The organism is Pseudomonas nunensis (genome assembly GCF_024296925.1).
Classification (GTDB): Bacteria; Pseudomonadota; Gammaproteobacteria; order Pseudomonadales; family Pseudomonadaceae; genus Aquipseudomonas; species Aquipseudomonas nunensis.
Genome location: NZ_CP101125.1, coordinates 3,399,836 through 3,421,733, shown reverse-complemented (window position 1 = coordinate 3,421,733; position 21,898 = coordinate 3,399,836). Strand labels below are relative to the sequence as shown.

Genomic DNA, 21,898 nt, shown 5'->3' with positions numbered 1-21,898 from the left:
TATTGTTGCAATCGGCCTGCGGCAGGAGGGCTATCGCTCTCTGGTCAAACCCATTGCATTGCCTGGTTGTGGGGTGGACTATAGGGCCGTCGTGGCGAGCCCCGATACTGACAACTTTCGATACCTCTATAACTTTTAGTTAACCCTGATGACGCCCTCACTGAACTCGATCATGTCCCGCCTGCACATCAAACAGCTTCGTTTGCTGATTGCGCTGGACGAGCACGGCTCCTTGCTGGGCGCGGCCAAACAGGTCGCGCTGACCCAGCCCGGCGCGAGCAAAGCGCTGCAGGAAATTGAAACCACCTTCGGCACTTCGCTGTTCACCCGGACTAACCGGGGGCTTGAACCGAACGACGCCGGACGCTCGGTAATTCGCTACGCGCGATTGATCCAGACCGACCTCGCGCACCTGCGCGAAGAGATCATCGGCATCATGAGCGGCGAGGGCGGGCGCGTGTCGGTCGGCACCATCATGGGCGCCGTGCCGCTGCTGACCACCGCGATCAGCCGGGTGATTGCCGACAACCCGAAACTGTCCATCGAGATCGTCGAAGACACCAGCGCCGCGTTGCTCAGCCAACTCGACGCCGGTCGCCTGGATCTGGCGATCTGCCGCACTACGATCAGCACCACCCCCTACTTATATGAGAGCTCTACATTCGTCGAAGAAACCCTGGCGGTGATCGCCAGCACCCAACATCCATTCGCCTACGCGCGGCAACTCTCGCTCAAGGACCTGGTGGATTACCGCTGGGTGGTCTATCGCGCCAACATGCCCATGCGCTTGCTGCTGGAGCGCGAATTCCACGAAGCCGACTTGCGCTTCCCGGTGCACCTGCTGGAAACCACCTCGGCGTTCGCCACGTTGTCGCTGCTCCAGGAAAACCCGACCCTTGTTGCGCTGGTGTCCACCGACGTGGCGAAGTTTTGCTCCGGCTACGGCTTTACCACCACGCTGCCGCTGCCCATTACGTCGCGCAGCGAACCCTATGAACTGGTCTCGCGCAAAAACGTGCCCGACTCGCCAGCCGCCCGGCTGTTACGCGAGGCGCTGTTGAACCCGAATTGAGGCTGTCGGAATACTGACTGGCTTTGGAATCGCGCATTCGTGCAATTGCGGAAAATCTGATTTGCGTTTGGCGCAATGTCGGGATGGGTGTCAGGCAGCATTGATGTTGAATGTGATGGCCTCTTCGCGAGCAAGCCCGCTCCCACAGTGGATCTCTGGTGGACGCAAAACTTGTGATCAACCTCCGTTCCCTGTGGGAGCGGGCTTGCTCGCGAAAGCGGTGGATCAGTTGATGCAGATGCTGCCTGACAGACCGCCTTCGCGAGCAGGCTCGCTCCCACAGGGGGGCGAGGTTGATCACAGATTTTGTGTTCACTGGAGATCCAGTGTGGGAGCGGGCTTGCTCGCGAAGAGGCCATCACATTCAACATTGATGCGGCCTGACACACCGCCTTCGCGAGCAGGCTCGCTCCCACAGGATTTGTGTTCTGGTCGTTCAATCGCGATCCGTTACCGACAGGGTTTGTAGACCCGCCGCCCGGGCCTGGGTGACGAGTTCTTCGGTGTCTTCGCCGCCGGGCAGGGCGATGACCACGTCGGGGCGGCTGTCGCGCAGCATGAAGTGGTTGCGCAGGCGTTCGGCGAGTTTGCCGTGGCGTTGCCAGTTGGGCGGGTAGCGCACGATATCGGCGCCGTGTTCACGGGCCCATTCCTCGATGTCGGCGCCCAGGTATTGATTGCCGCTATGGATCAGCACCTGCACCGGGTGCAGGCGCTGGAAGGCGTCGAGCACGCGGCGGCACTGGCGGCTGTCGGTGTAATGGCGGCCGGCACAGATCAGGACGCGCATGGCGAGGTTTCCTTGACCTGATCATCACCCAGCGACTCACCGACCCGTTCCAGCAACGGGTAGGCGAGGGCGGCGATGTGGTGATGTACCCGACGGTAGTCACGCAGCACGCGCTGGAAGATGTCCCCGGATTCGGCCCAGGTGCTTTTGTCCTCCTGCAGTTTGCGAAAGTGCGCGCGGCTGGCGTCGGCTTCCAGCTTTCTCACGGTTTCCTTGCGCTGGACCAGTTGATGTGCGGTGCCGATGTCTTCGCGCAGGAACACGGTGATCGCCAGACTCAGGCTTTCCAGCAACGCCTCGTGCAACGGCGCGATGTTGCGCAGCTCGAACACCGAGAAATGTTCGCCACGGCGCAAACGGCGCATGGCCAGTTGCATGAGGCTGCTGGAAAGAATGTCCGCCGCATGTTCCAGATTGATCACGAACGTGAGGACTTCCTGGGCACGATCAGCATCGCTGTCGCTGATGCCTTCCTGGCCGATGTCCGCCAGATACGCACGAATCGCCGCACTGAGCACGTCGAGGGATTGATCGATGCGCCGCACCTCATCGGCACAGACCGGCGCCGAGGTGTGGAACAGTTGCAGCGTGCGTTCCAGCATGGCCGAGAGCATATCGGCAATGCGCAGTGCTTCGCGGGCGGCATTCGACAGGCCGATGTTGGCCACCTCCAGACCCGCCTCGTCGAGGTAGCGCGGCATGCCTGGATCGACATCCCGTGGCGGTTCCGGCAACAGGCGAGTCAGCAATTTGGCCATCGGCTGGGTGAAACCGATAAACACCAGCGCCAGCAGCAGGTTGAAACCGCTGTGCAGGTAAACCACCAACGTTGCTGGATCAAGCTTCAACCCAGCAAACCACCCGGCCAACGGCAATACCACCGCCGCGCCAAGCGTGCGCACCAGCAGATTGCCGAGGGGCAGGCGCCGGCCAACGTTCGAGCCGGCATTGATCACCGACGGCAACGCGCCGCCAATATTCACCCCCAGCACTAACGCGACAAGGGTGGTCACCGAGAGCATTCCGGTCGCAGCCAGGGAAACGATCAACAGCACCACCGCCACGCTGGAATGGCACAGCCAGGTGAGGATCAGCGCCACCAGCAACGCGATCAACAGATCGCCGTCGAGGCTTTGCATGATCAGTTGGAACACCGGCGTGCCTTCCACCTCCGCCAGGGTCGAGCCGAGCAGGTGCAGGGCCATCAACATCAACCCCAAGCCGATCAGCGCACAGCCGATGCTCTCGAAACGCGAGTCATCCCTCGATCGGAAAACGATCAACCCGGTCAGCAGCACCAGCGGGGTCAGGATCGAGATGTCAGCGCTGAGCAGTTGCACCACCAGGGTGGAACCGATGTTGGCGCCGAGCATTACTGCCAGCGCTGGTGCCAGGCCCAAGGTGCCGGCGGCAGTGAACGAAGTAGCCATCAGGCTGACGGCGGTGCTGCTTTGCAAGATGCCGGTGATGCCGATGCCCGCGAGCAAGGCCAGCCAGCGGTTGCTCAGGTGCTGGCCCATCCATTGACGCAGCGGCGTGCCGAAGCCACGCAACAGCGCCGAAGAAATCATGTGCGTGCCCCACAGCAACAGTGCAATGGCGCCGGCGAGGTTGATCAGTAGAGTCGTTCCCGACATGAGAACTCTCCTTTTTTTAGCGTGACATTTAACTGTGGGAGCGGGCTTGCTCGCGAATGCGGTGTGTCAGTTCACGCAAATGTTGACTGACACGACGCCTTCGCGATGTAGAAACGGACACATCCTTTACGATTGAAACCGGGGACGTCCTTTACGTTTCTGCTGGCTTGAAAGGCGGGTTTCGCCGCTTTTCAGCCTGCCTAAAAGGTAGTTACAAAGGTAAATATCCCACACATCATCGTCCACTTCCTTGAGCCCTAACGCCTCACCTGCCAGGGATTCACTGACGAAAATCATCTTACCTTTCCATTTCATCGACCCATTCTGCCTGACCATGCGGATCGTCATGTCCGAAGCGTAAACGGCCTCGGGCACGTGTCCGTCGTACTGCCGTTGAGATGGCTCGTAGAGGGCCGCAGGAACTTTCATCTCTAAAGCCTTGTGTGGTCTTACGAAATTGAACTCCTGTCGAAACTGTTCGAATGCCAACTGTTGCTCCACCAGATTACGTTCCGGTGCGTGAAGCAATGCAGCCTTGAGCGTTCGGTGCATGCGTTCATGACGGCCATTCTGGTCAGGGCGCCCCGGCTGGATTCTCTCCGGATAGATCCCTAGTCGTATCCACCACGCCGCCAGACTGGATATGCGTGAAATACCGGTGGAGGCAAAGGGGGAGCCATTATCTGTGCGGATTACGTCAGGCAAACCGAACTCTCGAAATGCCCAGTCAAATCCTTCGCGGGCACCGGCAACGCTACTCTGAGCCCTGCACAGCAATAAAAATCGGCTGACATGATCGGTAATGGTCAGTGGGTAACAACGTTGGCCGTTCTGAAGTGCGAAGTCTCCTTTGAAGTCCGCAGCCCATGTCTGATTAGGCGCAGTGGCATCGCGCAGCGGATTTTTCCCTGCTGGCGGACGATTGAGAAAGCGGCGTTTCTGCACCAGGCCTGCTCGTTTAAGCCACTCGCCTGCCGTGCTGACAGCTGGCCAAGACAACTCTGGGTGATCGATCCTGAGGTTATGCACCAGCTTCTCAGGCCCCCAACTGTGGTGCTCGCGCTTGTACGCGATTAGCAACTCAAGCACCTCGTCGCTGATTTTGAAGGGGCTCGTATGCGGGCGCCGTGACAACTCCTTTAACCCATCAACGCCATGTGCCTCGTAGCGTGCAAGCCATTTGTCCAACGTAGGCCGGCTGAGCCCGTAGTGACGGGCCAGCTCGATTTTTGAGTAGCTGCCTTGCAGCCAGTCGCCTATGAGTTTGATTCGTTGATCCATCGGGGACTCTCGATTCCAGGGCATGGTCAGGCACCTCCTGACCGGATTTCACACCTGTAAAGGATGTCTCCGGTTTAAAACGTAAAGGATGTCTCCGGTTTCTACCCGAGCAAGCCCGCTCCCACAGGGGATGGTGGTGTTCAGGCGATCAGAACCACTGCTTGAACCGGCGGATGTAGATCGTTTTCATGGTCTGCGCCACCACGCAGTAGCTGAGCAACGTGACCACCAGCCAAGGGAAGTATTCCCACGGCAACGGCACCAGACCGACCAGCGTCCCCAGCGGCGAGAACGGGATGTAGATGCCCAGGCAGATCACCGTGCCGGTCGCGAGGATCACCGGCAACGCCGCGGTGCTCTGGAAGAACGGAATCTTCTGGGTACGCAACATGTGCACCACCAGCGTCTGCGACAGCAGCCCTTCGATGAACCAGCCGGACTGGAACAGGCTCTGCATTTCCACGCTGTTGGCGGCGAACACGTACCACATCAGCGCAAACGTGGTGATGTCGAAGATCGACGAGGTCGGACCGATCCACAGCATGAAACGCCCGATGTTCTTCGCGTCCCACTTGCGCGGTTTGCGCAGGAACTCCTTGTCCATCTTGTCCCACGGCAACGCCAACTGAGAGATGTCGTACATCAGGTTTTGCAGCAGCAGATGAATCGACAGCATCGGCAGGAACGGAATGAACGCACTGGCCACCAGCACCGAGAACACGTTGCCGAAGTTGGAACTGGCGGTCATGTTCAGGTACTTCATGATATTGCCGAAGGTTTCGCGGCCCTTGAGCACGCCTTCTTCGAGCACCATCAGGCTCTTTTCCAGGAGGATGATGTCCGCCGATTCCTTGGCGATGTCAGTGCCGCTGTCCACCGAAATCCCGACGTCCGCATCGCGCAGCGCCGGCGCATCGTTGATGCCGTCGCCGAGGAAACCCACGGTGTGACCGTTGGCTTGCAGGGCCTTGAGCACCCGGGATTTCTGCAGCGGCGTCAACTTGGCAAACACCGTGCGTTCCTCAACCTGCAGCTTGAGGGTGGTGTCGTCCATGTGCTCGATGTCCTGGCCGAGCAGCGGAGTGCCCGGATCGAGTCCGACTTCGCGGCAGATCTTGCAGGTGACCACGGCGTTGTCGCCGGTCAGCACCTTGACTGTCACACCCATGTCCCGCAGCGCGGCAATCGCCGGGCCGGCGGTTTCCTTCGGCGGATCGAGGAACGTCAGGAAGCCTCGAATCACCAGCTCACGCTCATCGGCGGTGTGGTACTGGTTTTTGCTCTGGGCTTTCGGGATCTCGCGAGTAGCCACCAGCAGCACCCGGAAGCCGTCCTCGTTGTACTCGTTGGCCAACGCCAGCAAGTCTTTGCGCCGCTGTGCATCCAGGGCGATCACCTGACCGTTTTCGTTGATGTGGCTGGCGATCGACAGCATTTCCTCAACCGCGCCTTTGCACACCATCAGGTGATCGTCGCGGCTGTCTTTGACGATGATTGACAAGCGCCGCCGCACAAAATCGAACGGCAATTCATCGACTTTGCTGTAGGCGAAAGGCACGCGAAATGCTGAGTTAGCATTGGCAAACTGCACCACCGCCTGATCCATCAGGTTTTTCAAACCGCTCTGGTGATGGCTGTTGAGCCACGCCAGTTCGAGGATCGAATCGTCGCGCCGGCCGTGGCTGTCGACGTGGTGCTCAAGGATGATTTTGTCCTGGGTCAGGGTGCCGGTCTTGTCGGTGCACAGCACGTCCATCGAACCGAAGTTCTGGATCGCGTTGAGGCGCTTGACCACCACTTTGCGCTTGGCCATCGCCATCGCGCCTTTGGCCAGGTTGGCGCTGACGATCATCGGCAGCATTTCCGGGGTCAAACCGACGGCCACCGCCAGGGCGAACAGGAAGGCATCGCCCCAGTCACCCTTGGAGAAGCCGTTGAGCAGGAACACGATCGGCACCATCACCAGCATGAAGCGGATCAGCAACCAACTGACGCTGTTCACCCCACGGTCGAACGCGGTTTGCACCCGGGAACCGACAATGGCTTTGGCCAGGGAACCGAAGTAAGTCCGCGCCCCTGTGGCGACCACCACGGCTTTCGCGGTGCCGCTGACCACGTTGGTGCCCATGAAGCAGATGTTCGGCAGGTCCAGCAGGTTCGATTGATCAGGCGCCGCGCTGGTGGCGGACTTCTGCGCGACGTTGCCGAGGGTGTCGTACTTCTCGATTGGCAACGCTTCGCCGGTCAGCACTGCCTGACTGATAAACAAGTCACGGGATTCGATCAGGCGAATGTCCGCCGGGATCATGTCACCGGCGCTCAGCTGCACGATGTCGCCGGCCACCAGGTCGCGCATCGGCACTTCGCGCAGCCGTGGTGTGCCGTTGTTGTGCTCGCGGCGCAGTACGGTGGCGGTGGTGCGTACCATCGCCTTCAGGGCTTCGGCGGATTTGGCCGAGCGGTATTCCTGCCAGAACCGCAACAGGCTGCTGAGGCTGACCATGGTCATGATAATGATGACTTTGGTCAGGTCGGCGTCATCCGCTTCGCCGCTGCTGATCGGCAACCAGTAATCAGTGAAAAAACTGATACCGGCCAAGGTCAGCAACACATAGATGAAGGGATTGTTCAGGGCTTTAAGCAGTTGGATCAGGGCGTGAGGCGGCTTGTCGTGGGCCACTTCGTTGTGACCGTTGCGCGCCAGGCGGCCCTGGGCTTCGAGCTCGGTCAGGCCGTCGGTGCTGGCGTTGAGGTTGGTCAGCGTCACGGCGAGGCCGTTTTGCGCTTCCCGGGCGGCGCGCATCGACAGTTTGGCGTTGTCGGTGCTGGCGCCGCGAGTGGCTTTTTTTGCGGTGTTTACAAGGGTCATTGCTGTGCTCCTGCCGCAGGCTTGCGGCACGACACACAGGCACCTCAGCTAATGAAAGACGAGCGCACGTATGTCGAGCCGCAAATAGGCGATCGATTCTGATAGTTGCGTTTCAGGGTTTAACGTTCGCTGTCCAGCAACTGAATAGTTGTGGGCAGCGAACCGTCTACTGGCTTCGTCCATAACTAACTCTCTATTTAAAAGGCAATAAAAATTTGCCGAATTCCTATATAAGGAAAACGCAGGGGAAGGACTTTTAAAGTGCCTTCAGTTCAATTGAAAGTGCGCGCCCCGAGGAACAGACCGAGCATCTGGCTCGCCTGCTGGAACAGACGCGTGATGCGCCGACTCGGTGGTTCCGGGCTGTCGTCGACGCTCCAGCGTTGCTGAAGCTGGCCGGTCATCGGGCAGAAGCGCCAGTTGGCACGCAGGTGTGCCTTGGCAGGGGAGGATTGGCTGGAAAACGGCGCGCGGGCCACGGCGGTGGCGAGACGCTCACGGCAGGACTTGACCCGCATGGTCGAGGCAAAGGCGCGTACGCCGGGCATTACAGTGGATTTGAAGTTCATAACATACCTCTGGACCGGACTGACGCCGGCGAGGCAAGTTACGGTGGAGCATCAAGCTCTAGCGCAGCTCACCCGACCGCAAAGTCGAGTCCCGTCATGTTCTGGGTTATGTGCCAGATCCTGCGAATTCGCAGTTACCCGACAGCGACTAGATACTGTGTCCATTGGATTCTTTTGTGAGTTGAAAAAAGGCCTGTGAAACCGGCCCGCGCAATTTACTCAGGCAGGTGGGGCAAGTCAACCGTAAATGTTCGATTAATGCGCTATCGAATGTGGAAACTTCATATTTCTTTATTGAAGTTAAAGTTGGTTCAGGTAAATGACAGTGTAGGAGCGAAGCTTGCTCGCGAAGGCAATGTATCTGTCACATCATCGCTGAATGTGCCGCCGCCTTCGCGAGCAAGCTTCGCTCCTACAAATACAGCGGTGAATCAACGGGAAAACCGGTTCCGATAATCCCGTGGCGAAACACCGAGGTTGCGTTGAAAGGTAAAACGCATCCGTTCTTCATCACCAAACCCGCATTGCCGGGCGATCTGGTCAATGTTGCGTTCAGAGTCTTCCAACAGCCGCCGCGCTGCTTCCAGCCTCAGCACTTCCACGGCTTTGGCCGGGGTGCGACGGGTCTTGAGTTTGTAGACCCGGGCAAAGTTGCGCGGGCTCATTTGTACCTGTTCGGCCAACACCTCGACCGTGAGGTTTTCACGACTCAGGTTCTGCGCGATCCACAGGTGCAAGTCGTCGAAGACCGCGCCGTCCTTGGTTTGCGCCTGGAGCATCTCGCTGTACTGCGCCTGGCCGCCGGGACGCTTGAGAAACACCACCAGTTCGCGTGCCACTTGCAACGCCACTTCGCGGCCGCAATCGGCTTCCACCAATGCCAGTGCCAGGTCGATCCCGGCGCTGACCCCCGCCGACGTCCACACGTTGCCTTGCTGGACGAAGATCGCATCGCTGTCGACTTCAATCGATGGAAAGCCTTCCTTGAGCATGTCGCACATCGCCCAATGGGTCGCCGCGCGCCGGCCTTCAAGCAACCCGGCCTGTGCCAGCAAAAACGTGCCGCTGCACACCGAGGCGGTGCGCTTGGCTTTGGCCGAAGCCGCCGCCAACCATGTGACCAGCTCCAGGGAATCATGCATCGCCTGGCGAATATTCGGCGCGCCGGGAACGATCAGGGTGTCGATGGCCTGCTCGGCGAAATCGCTTAACGGCAAGGTCTCGACCACCAGTCCTTCGGCGGTCTGGATCAAGCCTCCGGTCAGGCTTGCAGTGTGGCGCTCGTACCCCGGCAAACCGCGTTCGGCCATGGCTTTGGACGCGGCCCAGAACACGGTTTGCGCCCCGGTCAGGTCCAGCAAGCCCATGTCGGGGTAGGCGACAAACACGATTGAGCGCGGCTGGGCAATTTCATTCATGGGCAGCTTCCACAACGCCGGGTAAAAACGGCAGGATTTCAGGGTTTTATGTCATTTCGGGGACCAGCGTCCAGCCCTACCATCGATTCCCGAACCGGCAGGCAGTCGCGAATTGTCTGCCTCCATCACGAGAACGAAGGTAGCCATCATGTCCCGCAAAATATTGATCGTCGGTGCCGGTTTCGCCGGTGTCTGGAGCGCCTTGGGCGCGGCACGCGTGCTGGACCTCAACGGCAAGACTGACGACGTGGAAATTACCCTGATTTCCCCCAAGCCGGAAATCGTCATTCGTCCGCGCCTGCACGAACAGGCTCCCCACGAGATGAGTTCGCCGCTGTTGCCATTGCTGGAAGCGGCGGGGGTCAAGTTCATCGAAGCCGAAGTCGAGCGCATCGACACCTCCAGCGAACGGGTGGTGCATGCGCGGACCAGCGATGGCCGACACATCAGCGTGCCCTATGATCGGCTGGTGTTGACCAGCGGCAGCAAACTCAATCGCCCGCCAGTGCCAGGCCTGCTGGAAAACGCTTTCGCGGTTGACCAGTTGTCCGATGCGGTAAAGCTGGATCTTCATTTGACGGAGTTGGGCGACCTGCCGGATTCGCCGGCACGCAACACCATCGTGGTCGTCGGCGGTGGTTTCACGGGTCTGGAAGTCGCCACTGAATTGCCGGAACGCCTGCGCAGCCTGCATGGCGCCGATGCCCGATTCAAGATCATCGTGATCGAGCGCAACGAAGAAATCGGCCCGGACCTGGGCCCGAAACCACGGCCGATGATCACTGAAGCGCTGGCGTCGATGGGCATTGAGTTCCAGCTCGGCTCCGGGGTGGTGGCGATCGATGAAAACGGTGTGCTGACTGCTGCCGGCAAACGTATCGAAGCCAAGACTGTGATCTGGACCGGCGGCATGATCGCCAGCGGTCTCACTGCGCAAGTCTCGTCGCGACTGGATCGCCAGGGCCGCGTTGAAGTTACTGGTGACTTGCGTGTGGTTGGCACTGATCACGTGTTCGCGGCGGGCGATGTGGCCATGGCCCTGACCGATGACGAAGGTCATTACTCGCTGATGTCCTGCCAGCACGCGATCTTCATGGGCCGCTTTGCCGGGCATAACGTCGCCGCCGATCTGGTGGGCGTGCCGACCCTGGAATACCGCCAGCCGTTCTACGCCACCTGCCTGGACCTGGGCGAGTGGGGCGCGGTGTACACCGAAGGCTGGGATCGCCAGGTACTGCTGACCCACGACGAAGGCAAGGCGCGCAAACGCATGATCAACACCCAGTGGATTTATCCGCCGGCGGCTAATCGTGCGGCGGCGCTGGAGGCTGGCAATCCGGAAATGGTTTACGGCTGATGTAGCGCCATTTGGATTTCACACCGACCACTGTGGGAGCGGGCTTGCTCGCGAAGACGTTGTGTCAGACACGTTGATGTCGACTGGCACTGCGCTTTCGCGAGCAAGCCCGCTCCCACATTTATTTGGGTATTGTCTGCAAGATTTGTAGCCGACCCAGTTCCCTGTGGGAGCGGGCTTGCTCGCGAAGGCGGTGTGTCAGACACATTGATGTCGGCTGGTACGACGCTTTCGCGGGCAAGCCTCGCTCCTACGGGACCTGTGCCTTTCCAGAACAAATGTATTGCCCATACCTGTCTGTTTCCGCACAGGCGGGCTGCGTACCTTGGGGTCACTGCAACCCCATAAGGACGCCCCCAATGCTTAATCGTTTGATACTGCCTTTTACCTTGCTCTTTACCTTCAGTGCCGCTCAAGCTGCGGATGCCGAAAAGTGGTACCCCTCGAAATACGGTGCCAACGATGAAATCGGCGCGCTTAATCTGCTCAACGCCGACTCGGTGCTCAACGCCGCCAAACTGATCAAGACCGGCAAGACCTATCCGCTGGCCGTGCCGATCGACAAAACCCTCCCGGCCTTCCGTCATCGCAGTTTCAACCTGACCAACGTCCAGCCGGGCGAAGCGGGTGGCACGACCACGGGCCCGAACAAATTCACCTTCAACGATGAACTGGTTGTGGGCTGGACCGGCGTCGGCACTCAGCTCAATGGCATCGGCCATATCGGCATCGACTACGTCTACTACAACGGCAATCGCGCGGCGGATTTCGTCACCGTCGAAGGCGTGAAGAAACTCGGCATCGAGAAGGTCCCGCCGATCGTCACCCGTGGCGTGGTGCTGGACATGACCGCCGTGTACGGCACGCCAATTGTGCCGGAGAAAACCGAATTCACCGTCGCCGACATCCAGAAAGCCCTGGACCTGCAAGGCGTCACCATCCAGAAAGGCGATGTGGTGTTGTTCAACACCGGTTGGCTGGAGCTGCTGGGCAAGGACAACAAGAAGTTCCTCGCGGTTGAGCCGGGCATCGGCATGGCTGCGGCCAAATGGCTGGTCGACAAGCAGATCGTCGCCTTCGGTGGTGACACCTGGGCGTCGGAAATCTACCCGGCCAAAGACGGCCAGGAATTCCCGGTCAACCAGTACATGCTGGCCAAGAACGGCATCTACAACCTGGAGCTGATCGACAGCCGCGCGCTGGTCAAAGACAAGGCCTGGGAGTTCATGTTTGTCCTCGGCCAGCCGCTGTACAAGGGCTCGACCCAGGTCAACATCAACCCGGTAGCGATCCACTGATACCCACCACCCGTAGCAGCTGACGAAACCTGAATTCGGCCCTTGTAGCAGCTGGCGAAGCCTGCGTTCGGCTGCGAAGCAGTCGTAAATTCAGAGTATGCGGTCCTGCTGAAGCACCGCGTTGACTGATTTCGCGACTGCTTCGCAGCCGAACGCAGGCTTCGCCAGCTGCTACAGGGCCTAACGCAGGCTTCGCCAGCTGCTACAAGGGCTGTTTTTTGCCTGAGCATTTTTTCCTGGAATGGAGAACACACGGACATGGTTCCTACCCTTGCCAGCATCGCTTCACGCCTGCGGCTCAAACAACTGCGCCTGCTGATCGCTCTGGATGATCGGGGCTCCTTGCACAAGGCTGCCGAGCTGATTTCGATCTCCCAATCAGGCGCGACGAAAGCCCTGCATGAAGTCGAATCGCTGATCGGTATGCCGCTGTTCGAACGCCAGCCCAAAGGTCTGGTGGCCAATGAAATGGGGCGTTGCATGATTCGCTACGCCCGGCTGATCCACAGTGATGTCGAGCATTTGCACGAGGAAATGCTCAGCATCCTGCAGGGGCAGGGCGGACGATTGTCGGTGGGGGTGATCATGGGCGCGGTGCCGTTGCTGACCCGGGCCTTGACCGCGTTGCGCCTCAAGCAACCTGATCTTTCGGTGGAACTGGTGGAGAACACCAGCGCCACGTTGCTCGGATTGCTGGATCAAGGGCGGCTGGATCTGGCGATTTGTCGCACCAGCGTTGGCCAGCGCACCGAGGCTTATGACTGCATCGAGTTGAGCGAAGAACCCCTGGCGGTGGTCGCCAGCAAAGACCATCCGCTGGCCTGCGAAGAGGCGTTGCACCTCGCGCAATTGAGCGATTACCGCTGGGTCGTCTACCCCAAGGACATGCCGATGCGCCAGGCCCTGGAACGCGAGCTCAACGAAGCAGGGCTGAAGATCCCGCGTTATCCGCTGGAAACCTCGTCGATCCTCGCCACCATTCTGTTGGTGCAACAGGACCCGACGCTGCTGGCGGTGATTCCCGTGGAAGTCGCCGAGTACTGCGAGCAATTCCATCTGCTGGTGAAGCTACCGGTGGCGTTACGTGCGCTGAACGAACCCTTCGGCGTGATCACCAGGGCCGGCGCCGATCTGTCTCCGGCGGCGACCCTGCTGATCAACGAATTGCAGAACGACCTGACTACTTGATCACGATCGGATTCACCGGTGCTCCGGTGCCGCCGACAATCTTCAGCGGCGCGGCGGTGTAGAGGAACTTCCACTGGCCGTCGGCGGCGCAATCACTGGCCAGTTCATCGAGCAGCGCCACTTCGGTGAAGGTCACGCCGAGGTTGCGCATCAAGGCGTTGTGCAACGGGATCAGCACGCCGGTGGTGGGGTCGACCGCCACTTCGTTGGCCATGGTGTCGGTGACCAGGTTGGGGATTTCCATCTGGTGAAACCATTCCACCAGTTCACGGCTGAAGGTCAGGCCCGGCTCGGCGAAGTCCTTGTAGAACTCTTCCGGTTCGCGGTCATAGAACGAGCCGATCCAGCCGGTACGGATGATCAGGATGTCGCGTTTCTCGATCTCGATGCCCTGGGCTTTCGCCGCTGCCAGCAAGTCCAGATGGTTAAAGGTTTCGCCCTTGTCCAGCACCGCTTTGCCGCGATGACGGGCCATGTCGATCAATACCGCGCGCCCGACAATTCCACGCTCGGCAATCGGCAAAATGCTGGCCTTCTCCATGCTGCCGATGGTGCTCATGGCGTCGTAGCCGTTCCACAATTTGTTGTCGTGCCACACATGGCCCAGCGCGTCGTACTGGGTCGAGCCTTGCAGGTGCATGAAAATCACATCGTCGGCGTATTCCACATGGCCGTCGAAGTGGGTTTTGCCAGCGAGGAAATGCCCCTTGTCCAGCACATTGACCCGCATCGACGGGCGGCGGCCGGGCCACAGCGGTTCGCCTTTGGGATGGCCGATCTGCACTTGCAGGGTGAAGGTCTTGCCCTGGCGCACCGAAGCGATGCCGCGCAGGATCTCGGCGCTTTGCAGGTAATTCAGGGCGCCGACTTCATCGTTCGGGCCCCATTTGCCCCAATTGGTGGGCAGGCCTTCGAGGAGTTTTTTGATGTCGGGAGAACGGTCGGCGGCGGTGTTATTGGTGTTGTGGTCGCACATGAGGTTGTCCTTGGATTTGACGGGTTACCACTGTCCCCTGTGGGAGCGGGCTTGCTCGCGAAAGCGGTGTATCAGGCACATCTATGGCGACTGACACTCCGCCTTCGCGAGCAAGCCCGCTCCCACAGGGGGAGTTGTGGTTGGTCAGGGATTATTTGATCGGTGAGAAATCCGCCGCGATCAGCAGTTTTGATTCCATTTTTTCCAGCATCGGAAACGCAATCGGCACAAACCCTTCCAGCCAATCCGCGTCCTGGTACAGCGCCGCACGTTTCTTGATTCGCTCATCCAGGCTTTCGTAGGCCCAGATATGAATTACCTGGTTCAACTCGCCGATTTCCGTGTACCACCAGCCCACCAACTTGGCGTAGCGGGAGATCACCGGCAGGCCGTTTTCCTCGAAGTGCTTGAGGTAGGTCTGCATTTTTCCGATCTGGATCGTGTAGGTGCGCATTTCGTAAAACATGGGGTTGGTCTCTTCAGGAATGAGTGCCGTGGTAGGCGTTGTTGATGATCCGTTCGATATCGGCGGCGGTGGTCAGGCGCGGGTTGACCAGCACGTTGCCGCTGCGCATGGAGTCGCTGACCATCTGCGGCATGTAGTCGAGGTCCACGCCCAGGTCCTTGATGTTGGCGGGGATGCCGATGGCCTGGTTCAGCGCCATCACGTGCTCGACCACTTTGCGGCCGGCGTTGGCCGGACTCAGGCCGTCGACGTCTTCGCCCATGGCAATGGCGATCTCGCGAAACAGCTCCGGGCAGGCCGCCAGGTTGTATTCGATGACGTAGGGCAGCAGCGTCGCGTTGGCGATGCCGTGGGGGATGTTGAACACGCCGCCGAAGGTGTGGGAGATCGCATGCACGTTGCCGAGTTTCGACTGGGCGAACGCGACGCCGGCGAGGAATGAACCAAGCAGCATCTGTTCACGGGCATGCAGGTCGGAGCCGGTGAAAAACGCTTTGGGCAGGTGCGTGCAGATCATCTTGATCGCTTGCAGAGCCAGGGCCTGGCTGACCGGGTTGGCCTGCTTCGACACATAGGATTCGATGGCGTGGGTCAGGGCGTCCATGCCGGTGGCGGCGGTGATCGACGGCGGCAACTTGAGGGTCAGCTCAGAGTCGAGGATCGCCAGTTTCGGAAACAGCGCCGGGCTGATGATCACGGTCTTGAACAGGGTCTTGGTGTTGGTGAACACGGTGGATGCGGTGCATTCGCTGCCGGTGCCGGAGGTGGTCGGGATCGCGAAAATCGGCAGCGGCGGGTGCAGCAGTTTGTCGTAGCCTTCGTAGTCGAGGATGTTGCCGGGGTTGGTGGCCATGGCCGCCACGCCCTTGGCGGTGTCGATGCTGCTGCCGCCACCGACGCCGATCACTGCATCGCACTCGTGGCTTTTCAGGAAGGCTACGGCGCGTTCCAGCACGTCGGTGGTGGGATTCGGTTCGACGCCGGCGAACACTTCGTAGCTGATTTCGCTTTCAGCCAGCGAGGCGAAAAAGCTTTCCATCACCCCGGACGCGATCAGCCCCTGATCGGTGACCACCAGCAGTTTTTTTCGAACATGCGGCTTGAGCAATGCACCGGCCTGACGCACCAGGCCGTTGCCGCTCTTCAAAGTTGTGGGGAAATAAAACTGGAACGGGTTCATGGGTGTCTCCGGTTTCTTATTGGTCGGGAGACAGTAATAAGCGGGGCGGGCGGCTGATAATGAAAAGGTCTGATCCGGTGATCACCCTTTGTCATCCCCTGAGGTATCGGGCAGCAGTGGTAACGTAAGGTTTTTCAACTGTCAGGAGCATCGTCATGGATTTGGGAATTTCGGGCCGCTGGGCCATCGTCTGCGCCGCCAGCAAAGGCTTGGGTCTGGCCTGCGCGCGGGCCTTGGCGAAGGAGGGCGTCAACCTGGTGATCAATGCGCGCGGCGAAGAAACCTTGCTGGCCGCCGCTACAGAATTGCGCAGCCTTGGCGTCGAAGTGCGCACCGTGGCCGGGGACATCAGCGAACCGGTAGTGCGCGAGCAGGTGCTGGCGGCGTGTCCGCAGGTGGACATTCTGGTCAACAACGCCGGCGGCCCGCCACCCGGTGACTTCCGCGACTGGCAGCGCGAAGACTGGCTGAAGGCGCTGGACGCCAACATGCTCACGCCCATCGAGCTGATCAAGGCGTGCGTCGATGGCATGGCCGAGCGTGGGTTCGGGCGCATCGTCAACATCACCTCCGGCGCGGTGAAGGCGCCGATCGATGTGCTGGGTTTGTCCAACGGCGCCCGCAGTGGCCTTACCGGTTTTATTGCCGGGCTTGCGCGTCAGTCGCGGCTGGCCGGAAACAACGTGACGATCAATAACCTGCTGCCGGGCCCGTTCGAAACCGAGCGCTTGCATAAGACCCTGAGCGCTGCGGCCGACGCCAACGGCACCAGCGTCGAGAACATCAGTGAACAACGGCGCAAACATGTGCCGGCCCAACGCTTCGGCCAGCCCGATGAGTTTGGCGCCTATTGCGCGTTCATCTGCGGCGCCCAGTCCGGTTTCCTCACCGGGCAAAACCTGTTGCTGGACGGCGGCAGCTTTCCCGGCACGTTCTGATCTTTGCGGGGGATGACGTTTGGTAATCCCCCAATCAGATCCCATCATTATTCACTCGTCGGGCGCGTGATTAGAGTGGGGCTGCTTGCCTAACGCCAGCCAGCCATGACGCAAACCCCTGTAGGGGCGAGGCTTGCCCGCGAAGGCGGCGTGTCAGCCAACATTATCGTTATTGACACACCGCCTTCGCGGGCAAGCCTCGCTCCTACAGGTTTAGCGTCGTGACTGATGGGCATTGGGCCGCTTGCATCCACAACAATAAAGAGCGCCCCTCATGAACAACCCGAGTGCCGAAACACTGTCCCTGTCCGCCGCCGAGCGTCCCACCAGCGTGCGCTGGCGCATCTTCCTGATCATGTTGCTGCTTACTGCAATCAACTACATCGACCGCGCCTCGCTGTCGGTGGCGTTGCCGCTGATTTCCAGTGAATTCCAGATCCCGCCCGCGCTGGAAGGCTTGATGCTCAGCGCGTTTTTCTGGTCCTACGCGTTGATGCAGATACCCGGCGGGATGCTGCTGGATCGCTTCCAGACTCGCCGTGTGATTGTCATTGCCACCGTCGCCTGGGGCGCATTCCAGGCCTTGGCCGCAGGGGCGCACAACTGGATCCTCCTGCTCATCACCCGCATGGGTTTGGGCATTGCCGAATCGCCGATCATGCCCGCCGGCGCCAAACTCAACGGCGCCTGGCTGACCCCCAACGAACGCGGGCGCGGTGCGGTGCTGGTGGACGGCGGCGCGCCGTTGGGCAGTGCGTTTGGCGCGATCATCATCGCGGGCCTGATCGGCTGGTTCGACTCGTGGCGCATCGCGTTCGTGATCGCCGGGGTCGGCACCATGCTCGCCGGTGTGCTGGCCTGGAAATACATCCGCAACCACCCCAGCGAACACCCCGGCGTCAACGCTGCGGAACTGGCGCACATCACTGAAGGCAATCGCCAGACCAGCCAACCCGGCGCAGTCACCAGCATCCCTCTCAAGGAACTGCTCAAGGACCGCTCGGTGTTGGCGATGTTCGCCGGTTACTGCTGCATCCTCAGCGTGTTCTACGGCTTGCTGACCTGGATGCCCAGCTACTTGCACCAGACCCACGGCTTGAATATTTCGAGCATGGGCGGCGCGACGTTTTTGATCTTCATGTGCGGCTTCGTCGGTGAACTGGTCGGCGGTTACCTCGGCGACAAATGGAAATCCAGCGGCGCCTCGCCCAACCTGGTAATGCGCAGCATGTTCAGCGGCTCAGCACTGGTGGCGGCGCTGTGCATGTTGGCGGTGGCCTACGCGAACGAGGCGAGCAAAGCGATTGGTCTGCTCTGCGTGGCGATGTTTTTCATTCGTTGGTGCGGCATGTACTGGTGCATTCCGTCGATCCTCGGCGGCACCTCGAAAACCGGCGTGCTGGCCGGCACCATGAACTTCTGCGGCAACATGGCCGGGGTGATCGTGCCGATCCTGATCGGCTTGATCGTGCAGTTCACTGGCTCGTACTTCCTGGTGCTGATCTTCTTTGTGGTCATGGCCCTGCTGCTGGCGATTTTCTCCAGCCTGATCGATTATCGGGAACGGGGTCTGGCTTGAAATGAGCGGAGGGCAGGTGAGCGTCGATATCGAATGCGTGGTGGTCGGGGCCGGCGTGGTCGGTCTGGCGGTGGCTCGGGCGTTGGCCTTGAGCGGGCGCGAAGTCATTGTGGTCGAGGCCGGCGAGGGGATTGGCGTGGGCATCAGCTCGCGCAATTCTGAGGTTATTCACGCGGGGATTTATTACCCGAGTGGCAGCCTCAAGGCGCAACTGTGTGTCGAGGGCAAGCAACGGTTGTATGCCTTTTGCGATGAGCGTGGCGTTGAATATCAGCGGCTGGGCAAGTTGATTGTTGCGACCGATGAGGATAAGCGAGCGGCGTTGCAACGGTTGCTGGCGCAGGGGTTGAACAACGGCGTTGATGATTTGCAATGGTTGGATGCTGCTGAAGCACGCGCGCTTGAGCCTGAGTTGTCCTGCGTCGCTGCGCTCTGGTCGCCGTCCACCGGCATCGTCGATTCCCATGGGTTGATGCTGGCGCTGCAAGGGGATGCGGAAGCGTCGGGTGCGTCGGTTGCGTTTCAAACGCCACTGCTGGCGGCGCGCTGCATTGAGCAGGGATTTGAACTGCAAATGGGCGGCGTGCAACCCATGAACCTGAGCTGCCGAGAGTTGATCAACTGTGCCGGGTTATCTGCGCCTGAGGTGGCGAGCCGGATCAGCGGCTTGCCACAGCAGTACGTTCCAGAAGCGCGATTGTGCAAAGGCAGTTACTTCAGTTTCAGCGGTCGGGCGCCGTTTCGGCACTTGGTGTACCCAGCACCGGAAAGTGCTGGTTTGGGTGTGCACATGACGCTGGATCTGGGCGGCCAGGCGCGGTTCGGGCCGGACGTGGAATGGGTAGAGCACATCGACTACCGCGTCGATCCACGTCGGGCGGATGGTTTTTACCAGGCAATCCGCCGTTACTGGCCGGGGTTGCCGGATGGCAGTCTGCAACCGGCTTACAGCGGCATTCGGCCGAAGATTACTGGACCGACCGAACCGGCCGCCGACTTCATCATCAGCGGACCGGCGCAGCATGGTGTGCCGGGGTTGGTGAATCTATTCGGCATTGAATCGCCGGGGTTGACCAGTTGCCTGGCGTTGGCGGAGCGGGTCCTGGCCGAGATCCGTTGAACACCACAAATCAACTGTGGGAGCGAGCTTGCTCGCGATTGCGGTGGGTCATTCAACATAGATGTTGGCTGACAGTCCGCTATCGCGAGCAAGCTCGCTCCCACAGGGTTTTGTGGTGTTGTTGTAGACCGGTTGCTGTGCGGGTTCAGTCAGCACTTTCCTGAACGTCTCCACCAGCGGCCGCAAATTGATCCGGTGCCACGCCGCCCACAGCGGCGTGGTAAACGAAATCCACGGCACTTCCCGCAACACCACTCCCGGCGGTGCATTACGGCTTAACCCTTTCTGAATCATCGCAATCCCCAGCCCTGACGCCACCAGCCCCAGCGCAGTAAATGGCTCCGTCGCTTCCATCCGAATATCCGGCGTAAACCCGGCACGAATGCAGGCGCTGACGAAGTCTTCGCGACTCGCGCAATTCTGCCGGTGCTGCACGCCGATCCATTCCTGATCAGCCAGGTCTGCTGGGCCCAACGTGGCCTGATGCGCCAGCGGGTGATGCTCAGGCAAGGCCAGCAGCATCGGGTCGTCCAGCACTTGAAAACCCAACAAGTCCGGGTCGTCGGCGACGGGCGGCTCGCTCACCAGGGCAATATCCAGACTACGCTGGCGAAGGCCTTCCAATTGTTCCGCAGAGCTCAAGTTGTACAGCGCGACGTGCACATTCGGCCGGTCCACCCGCAACACGCGCAGGGCATTCGGCAACACGCCAGCGTGCATGGCGTTTTCGATATAGCCGATGCACAAGCCGCCTTCTTCACCGCGACCGAGGCGCTTGCCCAACGATTCCAGACGATTGGCGTGGGTCAATAAGGCGCGAGTTTCAGCCAGGAAGGTCTGGCCGTCGCGGGTCAGGCGGATGCGCTGTTGGCTACGCTCGAACAGGGTCAGGCCCAGGCGTTCTTCGAGCTGGGCGATCTGCCGGCTCAGGGGCGACTGGGAAATGTGCAGGCGTTCGGCGGCGCGACCGACGTGTTCTTCCTCGGCGACGGCGACGAAGTAGCGCAATTGGCGGATGTCGATCATGTCAGACCTCTGGGGACTCAAGTGCTGCGCATTATGTCTTGGACGGTCCGACCACGGCAATCTACGATCGGCTCAACGGTCACCAAAGCTGACCTCGACACTCAAGAGGAATCACCCATGAGCTTGAAAGACAAACTGCCCGGCGCGCTGGGTTTCGGCACCGCCCCATTGGGCAACATGTTCCGCGCCATCCCGGAAGAAGAGGCGATGGCCACCGTGCACGCCGCCTGGGATGCCGGCGTGCGTTACTTCGACACCGCGCCGTTCTACGGTTCGGGCCTGTCGGAAATCCGCCTCGGCACCGCGTTGGCCCAATACAACCGCGACGACTACGTGCTCAGCAGCAAAGTCGGCCGGGTGATCCTCGATGAAATCGAAGACACCGCCGCCCGTGACCTCGGCGAGAAGGCCGGCGTATTCGAACACGGTCGCCCGAACAAAATCGTCAACGACTACAGCGCCGACGCGACGATGCGTTCGATCGAAGACAGCCTCAAGCGCCTGCAAACCGATCGCCTGGACATCGTCTGGATTCACGACATCGCCCAGGATTTCTACGGCGATCAATGGCTGGAATACTTCAATCAGGCCCGCACCGGCGCGTTCAAAGTGCTGACTCGTTTGCGCGAAGAAGGCGTGATCAAGGGCTGGGGGTTGGGCGTAAACAAGGTCGAGCCGTGCGAACTGACCCTGGACCTCACCGAAGCCCAACCGGACGGTTTCCTGTTGGCCGGTCGCTACACGCTGCTGGACCATGACCGCGCCTTGCAACGCTTGATGGACTCCGCCCTGGCGCAGAACGTTGAAATCGTCGTCGGTGGTCCTTACAGCTCCGGCATCCTGGCCGGCGGTACGCACTTCGAATATCAAAAAGCGAGCCCGGCGATCATCAACAAAGTCGAGCAAATCAAGCGAATTGCAGCGGCGCATGGCGTGAGTATCAAAGCGGCGGCGTTGCAATTCTCCCTGGCCAACCCGGCAGTGGCAGCGGTAATTCCGGGTTCGAGCCGTCCTGACCGCATCGCGGAAGATGTAGCCGCGTTGTCGGAGGTCATTCCTGCGGCGTTCTGGCAGGCATTGCGTGACGCGAAACTGGTTTCCGAGCGCGCACCACTGCCAATCATTGGAGGTTGA

18 protein-coding genes are annotated in these 21,898 nt (G+C 60.2%); 8 read left to right on the top strand and 10 right to left on the bottom strand.

Going from position 1 to position 21,898, the window contains the following annotated elements:
- Window positions 1-148: 148 nt before the first annotated feature.
- Window positions 149-1,072, top strand: coding sequence for a LysR family transcriptional regulator (locus tag NK667_RS14565; protein ID WP_054052714.1), 924 nt, complete (start codon window positions 149-151; stop codon window positions 1,070-1,072).
- A 436-nt stretch (window positions 1,073-1,508) separates the two neighbouring features.
- Here the strand turns inward: NK667_RS14565 and NK667_RS14560 are convergent, their stop codons facing one another.
- From NK667_RS14560 to NK667_RS14535, 6 genes are all read right to left on the bottom strand, one after another.
- Window positions 1,509-1,862, bottom strand: coding sequence for a DUF2493 domain-containing protein (locus NK667_RS14560; protein WP_054615210.1), 354 nt, complete (start codon window positions 1,860-1,862; stop codon window positions 1,509-1,511).
- Window positions 1,850-3,499 carry a Na/Pi cotransporter family protein gene (locus NK667_RS14555; RefSeq protein WP_054615209.1) on the bottom strand — a complete coding sequence of 550 codons (1,650 nt, stop codon included), beginning with the start codon at window positions 3,497-3,499 and terminating at the stop codon, window positions 1,850-1,852. Before NK667_RS14555 ends, NK667_RS14560 begins: the two co-directional genes overlap by 13 nt.
- A 126-nt stretch (window positions 3,500-3,625) precedes the next feature.
- A complete protein-coding gene (locus NK667_RS14550; RefSeq protein WP_054055318.1) occupies window positions 3,626-4,804 on the bottom strand; it encodes an integrase core domain-containing protein in 1,179 nt (392 codons plus the stop codon).
- 124 nt (window positions 4,805-4,928) lie between these two features.
- Complete coding sequence (gene mgtA, locus NK667_RS14545) at window positions 4,929-7,649, bottom strand: magnesium-translocating P-type ATPase (protein ID WP_054615208.1); 2,721 nt, start codon at window positions 7,647-7,649, stop codon at window positions 4,929-4,931.
- Window positions 7,650-7,921: 272 nt separating this feature from the next.
- Window positions 7,922-8,218: a hypothetical protein gene (locus tag NK667_RS14540; RefSeq protein WP_054615207.1), complete on the bottom strand. Its 297-nt coding sequence runs from the start codon at window positions 8,216-8,218 to the stop codon at window positions 7,922-7,924.
- Between the two features lie 431 nt (window positions 8,219-8,649).
- Window positions 8,650-9,636, bottom strand: coding sequence for a GlxA family transcriptional regulator (locus NK667_RS14535; RefSeq protein ID WP_054052703.1), 987 nt, complete (start codon window positions 9,634-9,636; stop codon window positions 8,650-8,652).
- A 148-nt stretch (window positions 9,637-9,784) separates the two neighbouring features.
- Here NK667_RS14535 and NK667_RS14530 point away from each other — a divergent pair, with 148 nt between their 5' ends.
- The 3 genes from NK667_RS14530 (at window position 9,785) to NK667_RS14520 (ending at window position 13,479) form a co-directional block, all read left to right on the top strand.
- On the top strand, window positions 9,785-10,993 hold the full coding sequence (locus NK667_RS14530) for an NAD(P)/FAD-dependent oxidoreductase (protein ID WP_054615206.1): 1,209 nt from the start codon (window positions 9,785-9,787) through the stop codon (window positions 10,991-10,993).
- A 359-nt stretch (window positions 10,994-11,352) separates the two neighbouring features.
- Window positions 11,353-12,291, top strand: a complete 939-nt coding sequence (locus NK667_RS14525; RefSeq protein ID WP_054052699.1) for a cyclase family protein — start codon at window positions 11,353-11,355, stop codon at window positions 12,289-12,291.
- A gap of 258 nt (window positions 12,292-12,549) precedes the next feature.
- A complete protein-coding gene (locus NK667_RS14520; protein ID WP_054615205.1) occupies window positions 12,550-13,479 on the top strand; it encodes a LysR family transcriptional regulator in 930 nt (309 codons plus the stop codon).
- Here the strand turns inward: NK667_RS14520 and NK667_RS14515 are convergent.
- The 3 genes from NK667_RS14515 to NK667_RS14505 form a co-directional block, all read right to left on the bottom strand.
- Window positions 13,472-14,455 (bottom strand): cyclase family protein, encoded by a 984-nt coding sequence (locus NK667_RS14515; RefSeq protein ID WP_054615204.1) that lies wholly within the window; start codon window positions 14,453-14,455, stop codon window positions 13,472-13,474. The genes NK667_RS14520 and NK667_RS14515 overlap by 8 nt on opposite strands.
- Window positions 14,456-14,606: 151 nt before the next feature.
- Window positions 14,607-14,921 carry an NIPSNAP family protein gene (locus NK667_RS14510; RefSeq protein ID WP_054615203.1) on the bottom strand — a complete coding sequence of 105 codons (315 nt, stop codon included), beginning with the start codon at window positions 14,919-14,921 and terminating at the stop codon, window positions 14,607-14,609.
- Between the two features lie 13 nt (window positions 14,922-14,934).
- Window positions 14,935-16,101 (bottom strand): iron-containing alcohol dehydrogenase, encoded by a 1,167-nt coding sequence (locus NK667_RS14505; RefSeq protein ID WP_054615202.1) that lies wholly within the window; start codon window positions 16,099-16,101, stop codon window positions 14,935-14,937.
- 155 nt (window positions 16,102-16,256) lie between these two features.
- Here NK667_RS14505 and NK667_RS14500 point away from each other — a divergent pair, with 155 nt between their 5' ends.
- The 3 genes from NK667_RS14500 (at window position 16,257) to NK667_RS14490 (ending at window position 19,738) form a co-directional block, all read left to right on the top strand.
- The gene (locus NK667_RS14500; RefSeq protein ID WP_054615201.1) at window positions 16,257-17,039 is read left to right on the top strand and encodes an SDR family oxidoreductase; all 783 of its coding nucleotides are present in this window, start codon (window positions 16,257-16,259) and stop codon (window positions 17,037-17,039) included.
- A 274-nt stretch (window positions 17,040-17,313) separates the two neighbouring features.
- Window positions 17,314-18,618, top strand: a complete 1,305-nt coding sequence (locus NK667_RS14495) for an MFS transporter (RefSeq protein WP_054052689.1) — start codon at window positions 17,314-17,316, stop codon at window positions 18,616-18,618.
- 16 nt (window positions 18,619-18,634) lie between these two features.
- Window positions 18,635-19,738, top strand: a complete 1,104-nt coding sequence (locus tag NK667_RS14490; protein WP_054616268.1) for an NAD(P)/FAD-dependent oxidoreductase — start codon at window positions 18,635-18,637, stop codon at window positions 19,736-19,738.
- A gap of 48 nt (window positions 19,739-19,786) precedes the next feature.
- Here NK667_RS14490 and NK667_RS14485 read toward each other — a convergent pair whose 3' ends face one another.
- Window positions 19,787-20,764: a LysR substrate-binding domain-containing protein gene (locus NK667_RS14485; RefSeq protein WP_054615200.1), complete on the bottom strand. Its 978-nt coding sequence runs from the start codon at window positions 20,762-20,764 to the stop codon at window positions 19,787-19,789.
- Between the two features lie 117 nt (window positions 20,765-20,881).
- On the opposite strand from NK667_RS14485, the gene NK667_RS14480 reads away from it, so the two are divergent.
- Window positions 20,882-21,898, top strand: a complete 1,017-nt coding sequence (locus NK667_RS14480; protein WP_054615199.1) for an aldo/keto reductase — start codon at window positions 20,882-20,884, stop codon at window positions 21,896-21,898.

What these genes read in the sequence shown, in the direction of transcription:
- NK667_RS14565 (WP_054052714.1), top strand. Translation starts at nt 149, where the DNA reads ATGACGCCCTCACTGAACTCGATCATGTCCCGCCTGCACATCAAACAG.
- NK667_RS14560 (WP_054615210.1), bottom strand. Translation starts at nt 1,862, where the DNA reads ATGCGCGTCCTGATCTGTGCCGGCCGCCATTACACCGACAGCCGCCAG.
- NK667_RS14555 (WP_054615209.1), bottom strand. Translation starts at nt 3,499, where the DNA reads ATGTCGGGAACGACTCTACTGATCAACCTCGCCGGCGCCATTGCACTG.
- NK667_RS14550 (WP_054055318.1), bottom strand. Translation starts at nt 4,804, where the DNA reads ATGCCCTGGAATCGAGAGTCCCCGATGGATCAACGAATCAAACTCATA.
- mgtA (WP_054615208.1), bottom strand. Translation starts at nt 7,649, where the DNA reads ATGACCCTTGTAAACACCGCAAAAAAAGCCACTCGCGGCGCCAGCACC.
- NK667_RS14540 (WP_054615207.1), bottom strand. Translation starts at nt 8,218, where the DNA reads ATGAACTTCAAATCCACTGTAATGCCCGGCGTACGCGCCTTTGCCTCG.
- NK667_RS14535 (WP_054052703.1), bottom strand. Translation starts at nt 9,636, where the DNA reads ATGAATGAAATTGCCCAGCCGCGCTCAATCGTGTTTGTCGCCTACCCC.
- NK667_RS14530 (WP_054615206.1), top strand. Translation starts at nt 9,785, where the DNA reads ATGTCCCGCAAAATATTGATCGTCGGTGCCGGTTTCGCCGGTGTCTGG.
- NK667_RS14525 (WP_054052699.1), top strand. Translation starts at nt 11,353, where the DNA reads ATGCTTAATCGTTTGATACTGCCTTTTACCTTGCTCTTTACCTTCAGT.
- NK667_RS14520 (WP_054615205.1), top strand. Translation starts at nt 12,550, where the DNA reads ATGGTTCCTACCCTTGCCAGCATCGCTTCACGCCTGCGGCTCAAACAA.
- NK667_RS14515 (WP_054615204.1), bottom strand. Translation starts at nt 14,455, where the DNA reads ATGTGCGACCACAACACCAATAACACCGCCGCCGACCGTTCTCCCGAC.
- NK667_RS14510 (WP_054615203.1), bottom strand. Translation starts at nt 14,921, where the DNA reads ATGTTTTACGAAATGCGCACCTACACGATCCAGATCGGAAAAATGCAG.
- NK667_RS14505 (WP_054615202.1), bottom strand. Translation starts at nt 16,101, where the DNA reads ATGAACCCGTTCCAGTTTTATTTCCCCACAACTTTGAAGAGCGGCAAC.
- NK667_RS14500 (WP_054615201.1), top strand. Translation starts at nt 16,257, where the DNA reads ATGGATTTGGGAATTTCGGGCCGCTGGGCCATCGTCTGCGCCGCCAGC.
- NK667_RS14495 (WP_054052689.1), top strand. Translation starts at nt 17,314, where the DNA reads ATGAACAACCCGAGTGCCGAAACACTGTCCCTGTCCGCCGCCGAGCGT.
- NK667_RS14485 (WP_054615200.1), bottom strand. Translation starts at nt 20,764, where the DNA reads ATGATCGACATCCGCCAATTGCGCTACTTCGTCGCCGTCGCCGAGGAA.
- NK667_RS14480 (WP_054615199.1), top strand. Translation starts at nt 20,882, where the DNA reads ATGAGCTTGAAAGACAAACTGCCCGGCGCGCTGGGTTTCGGCACCGCC.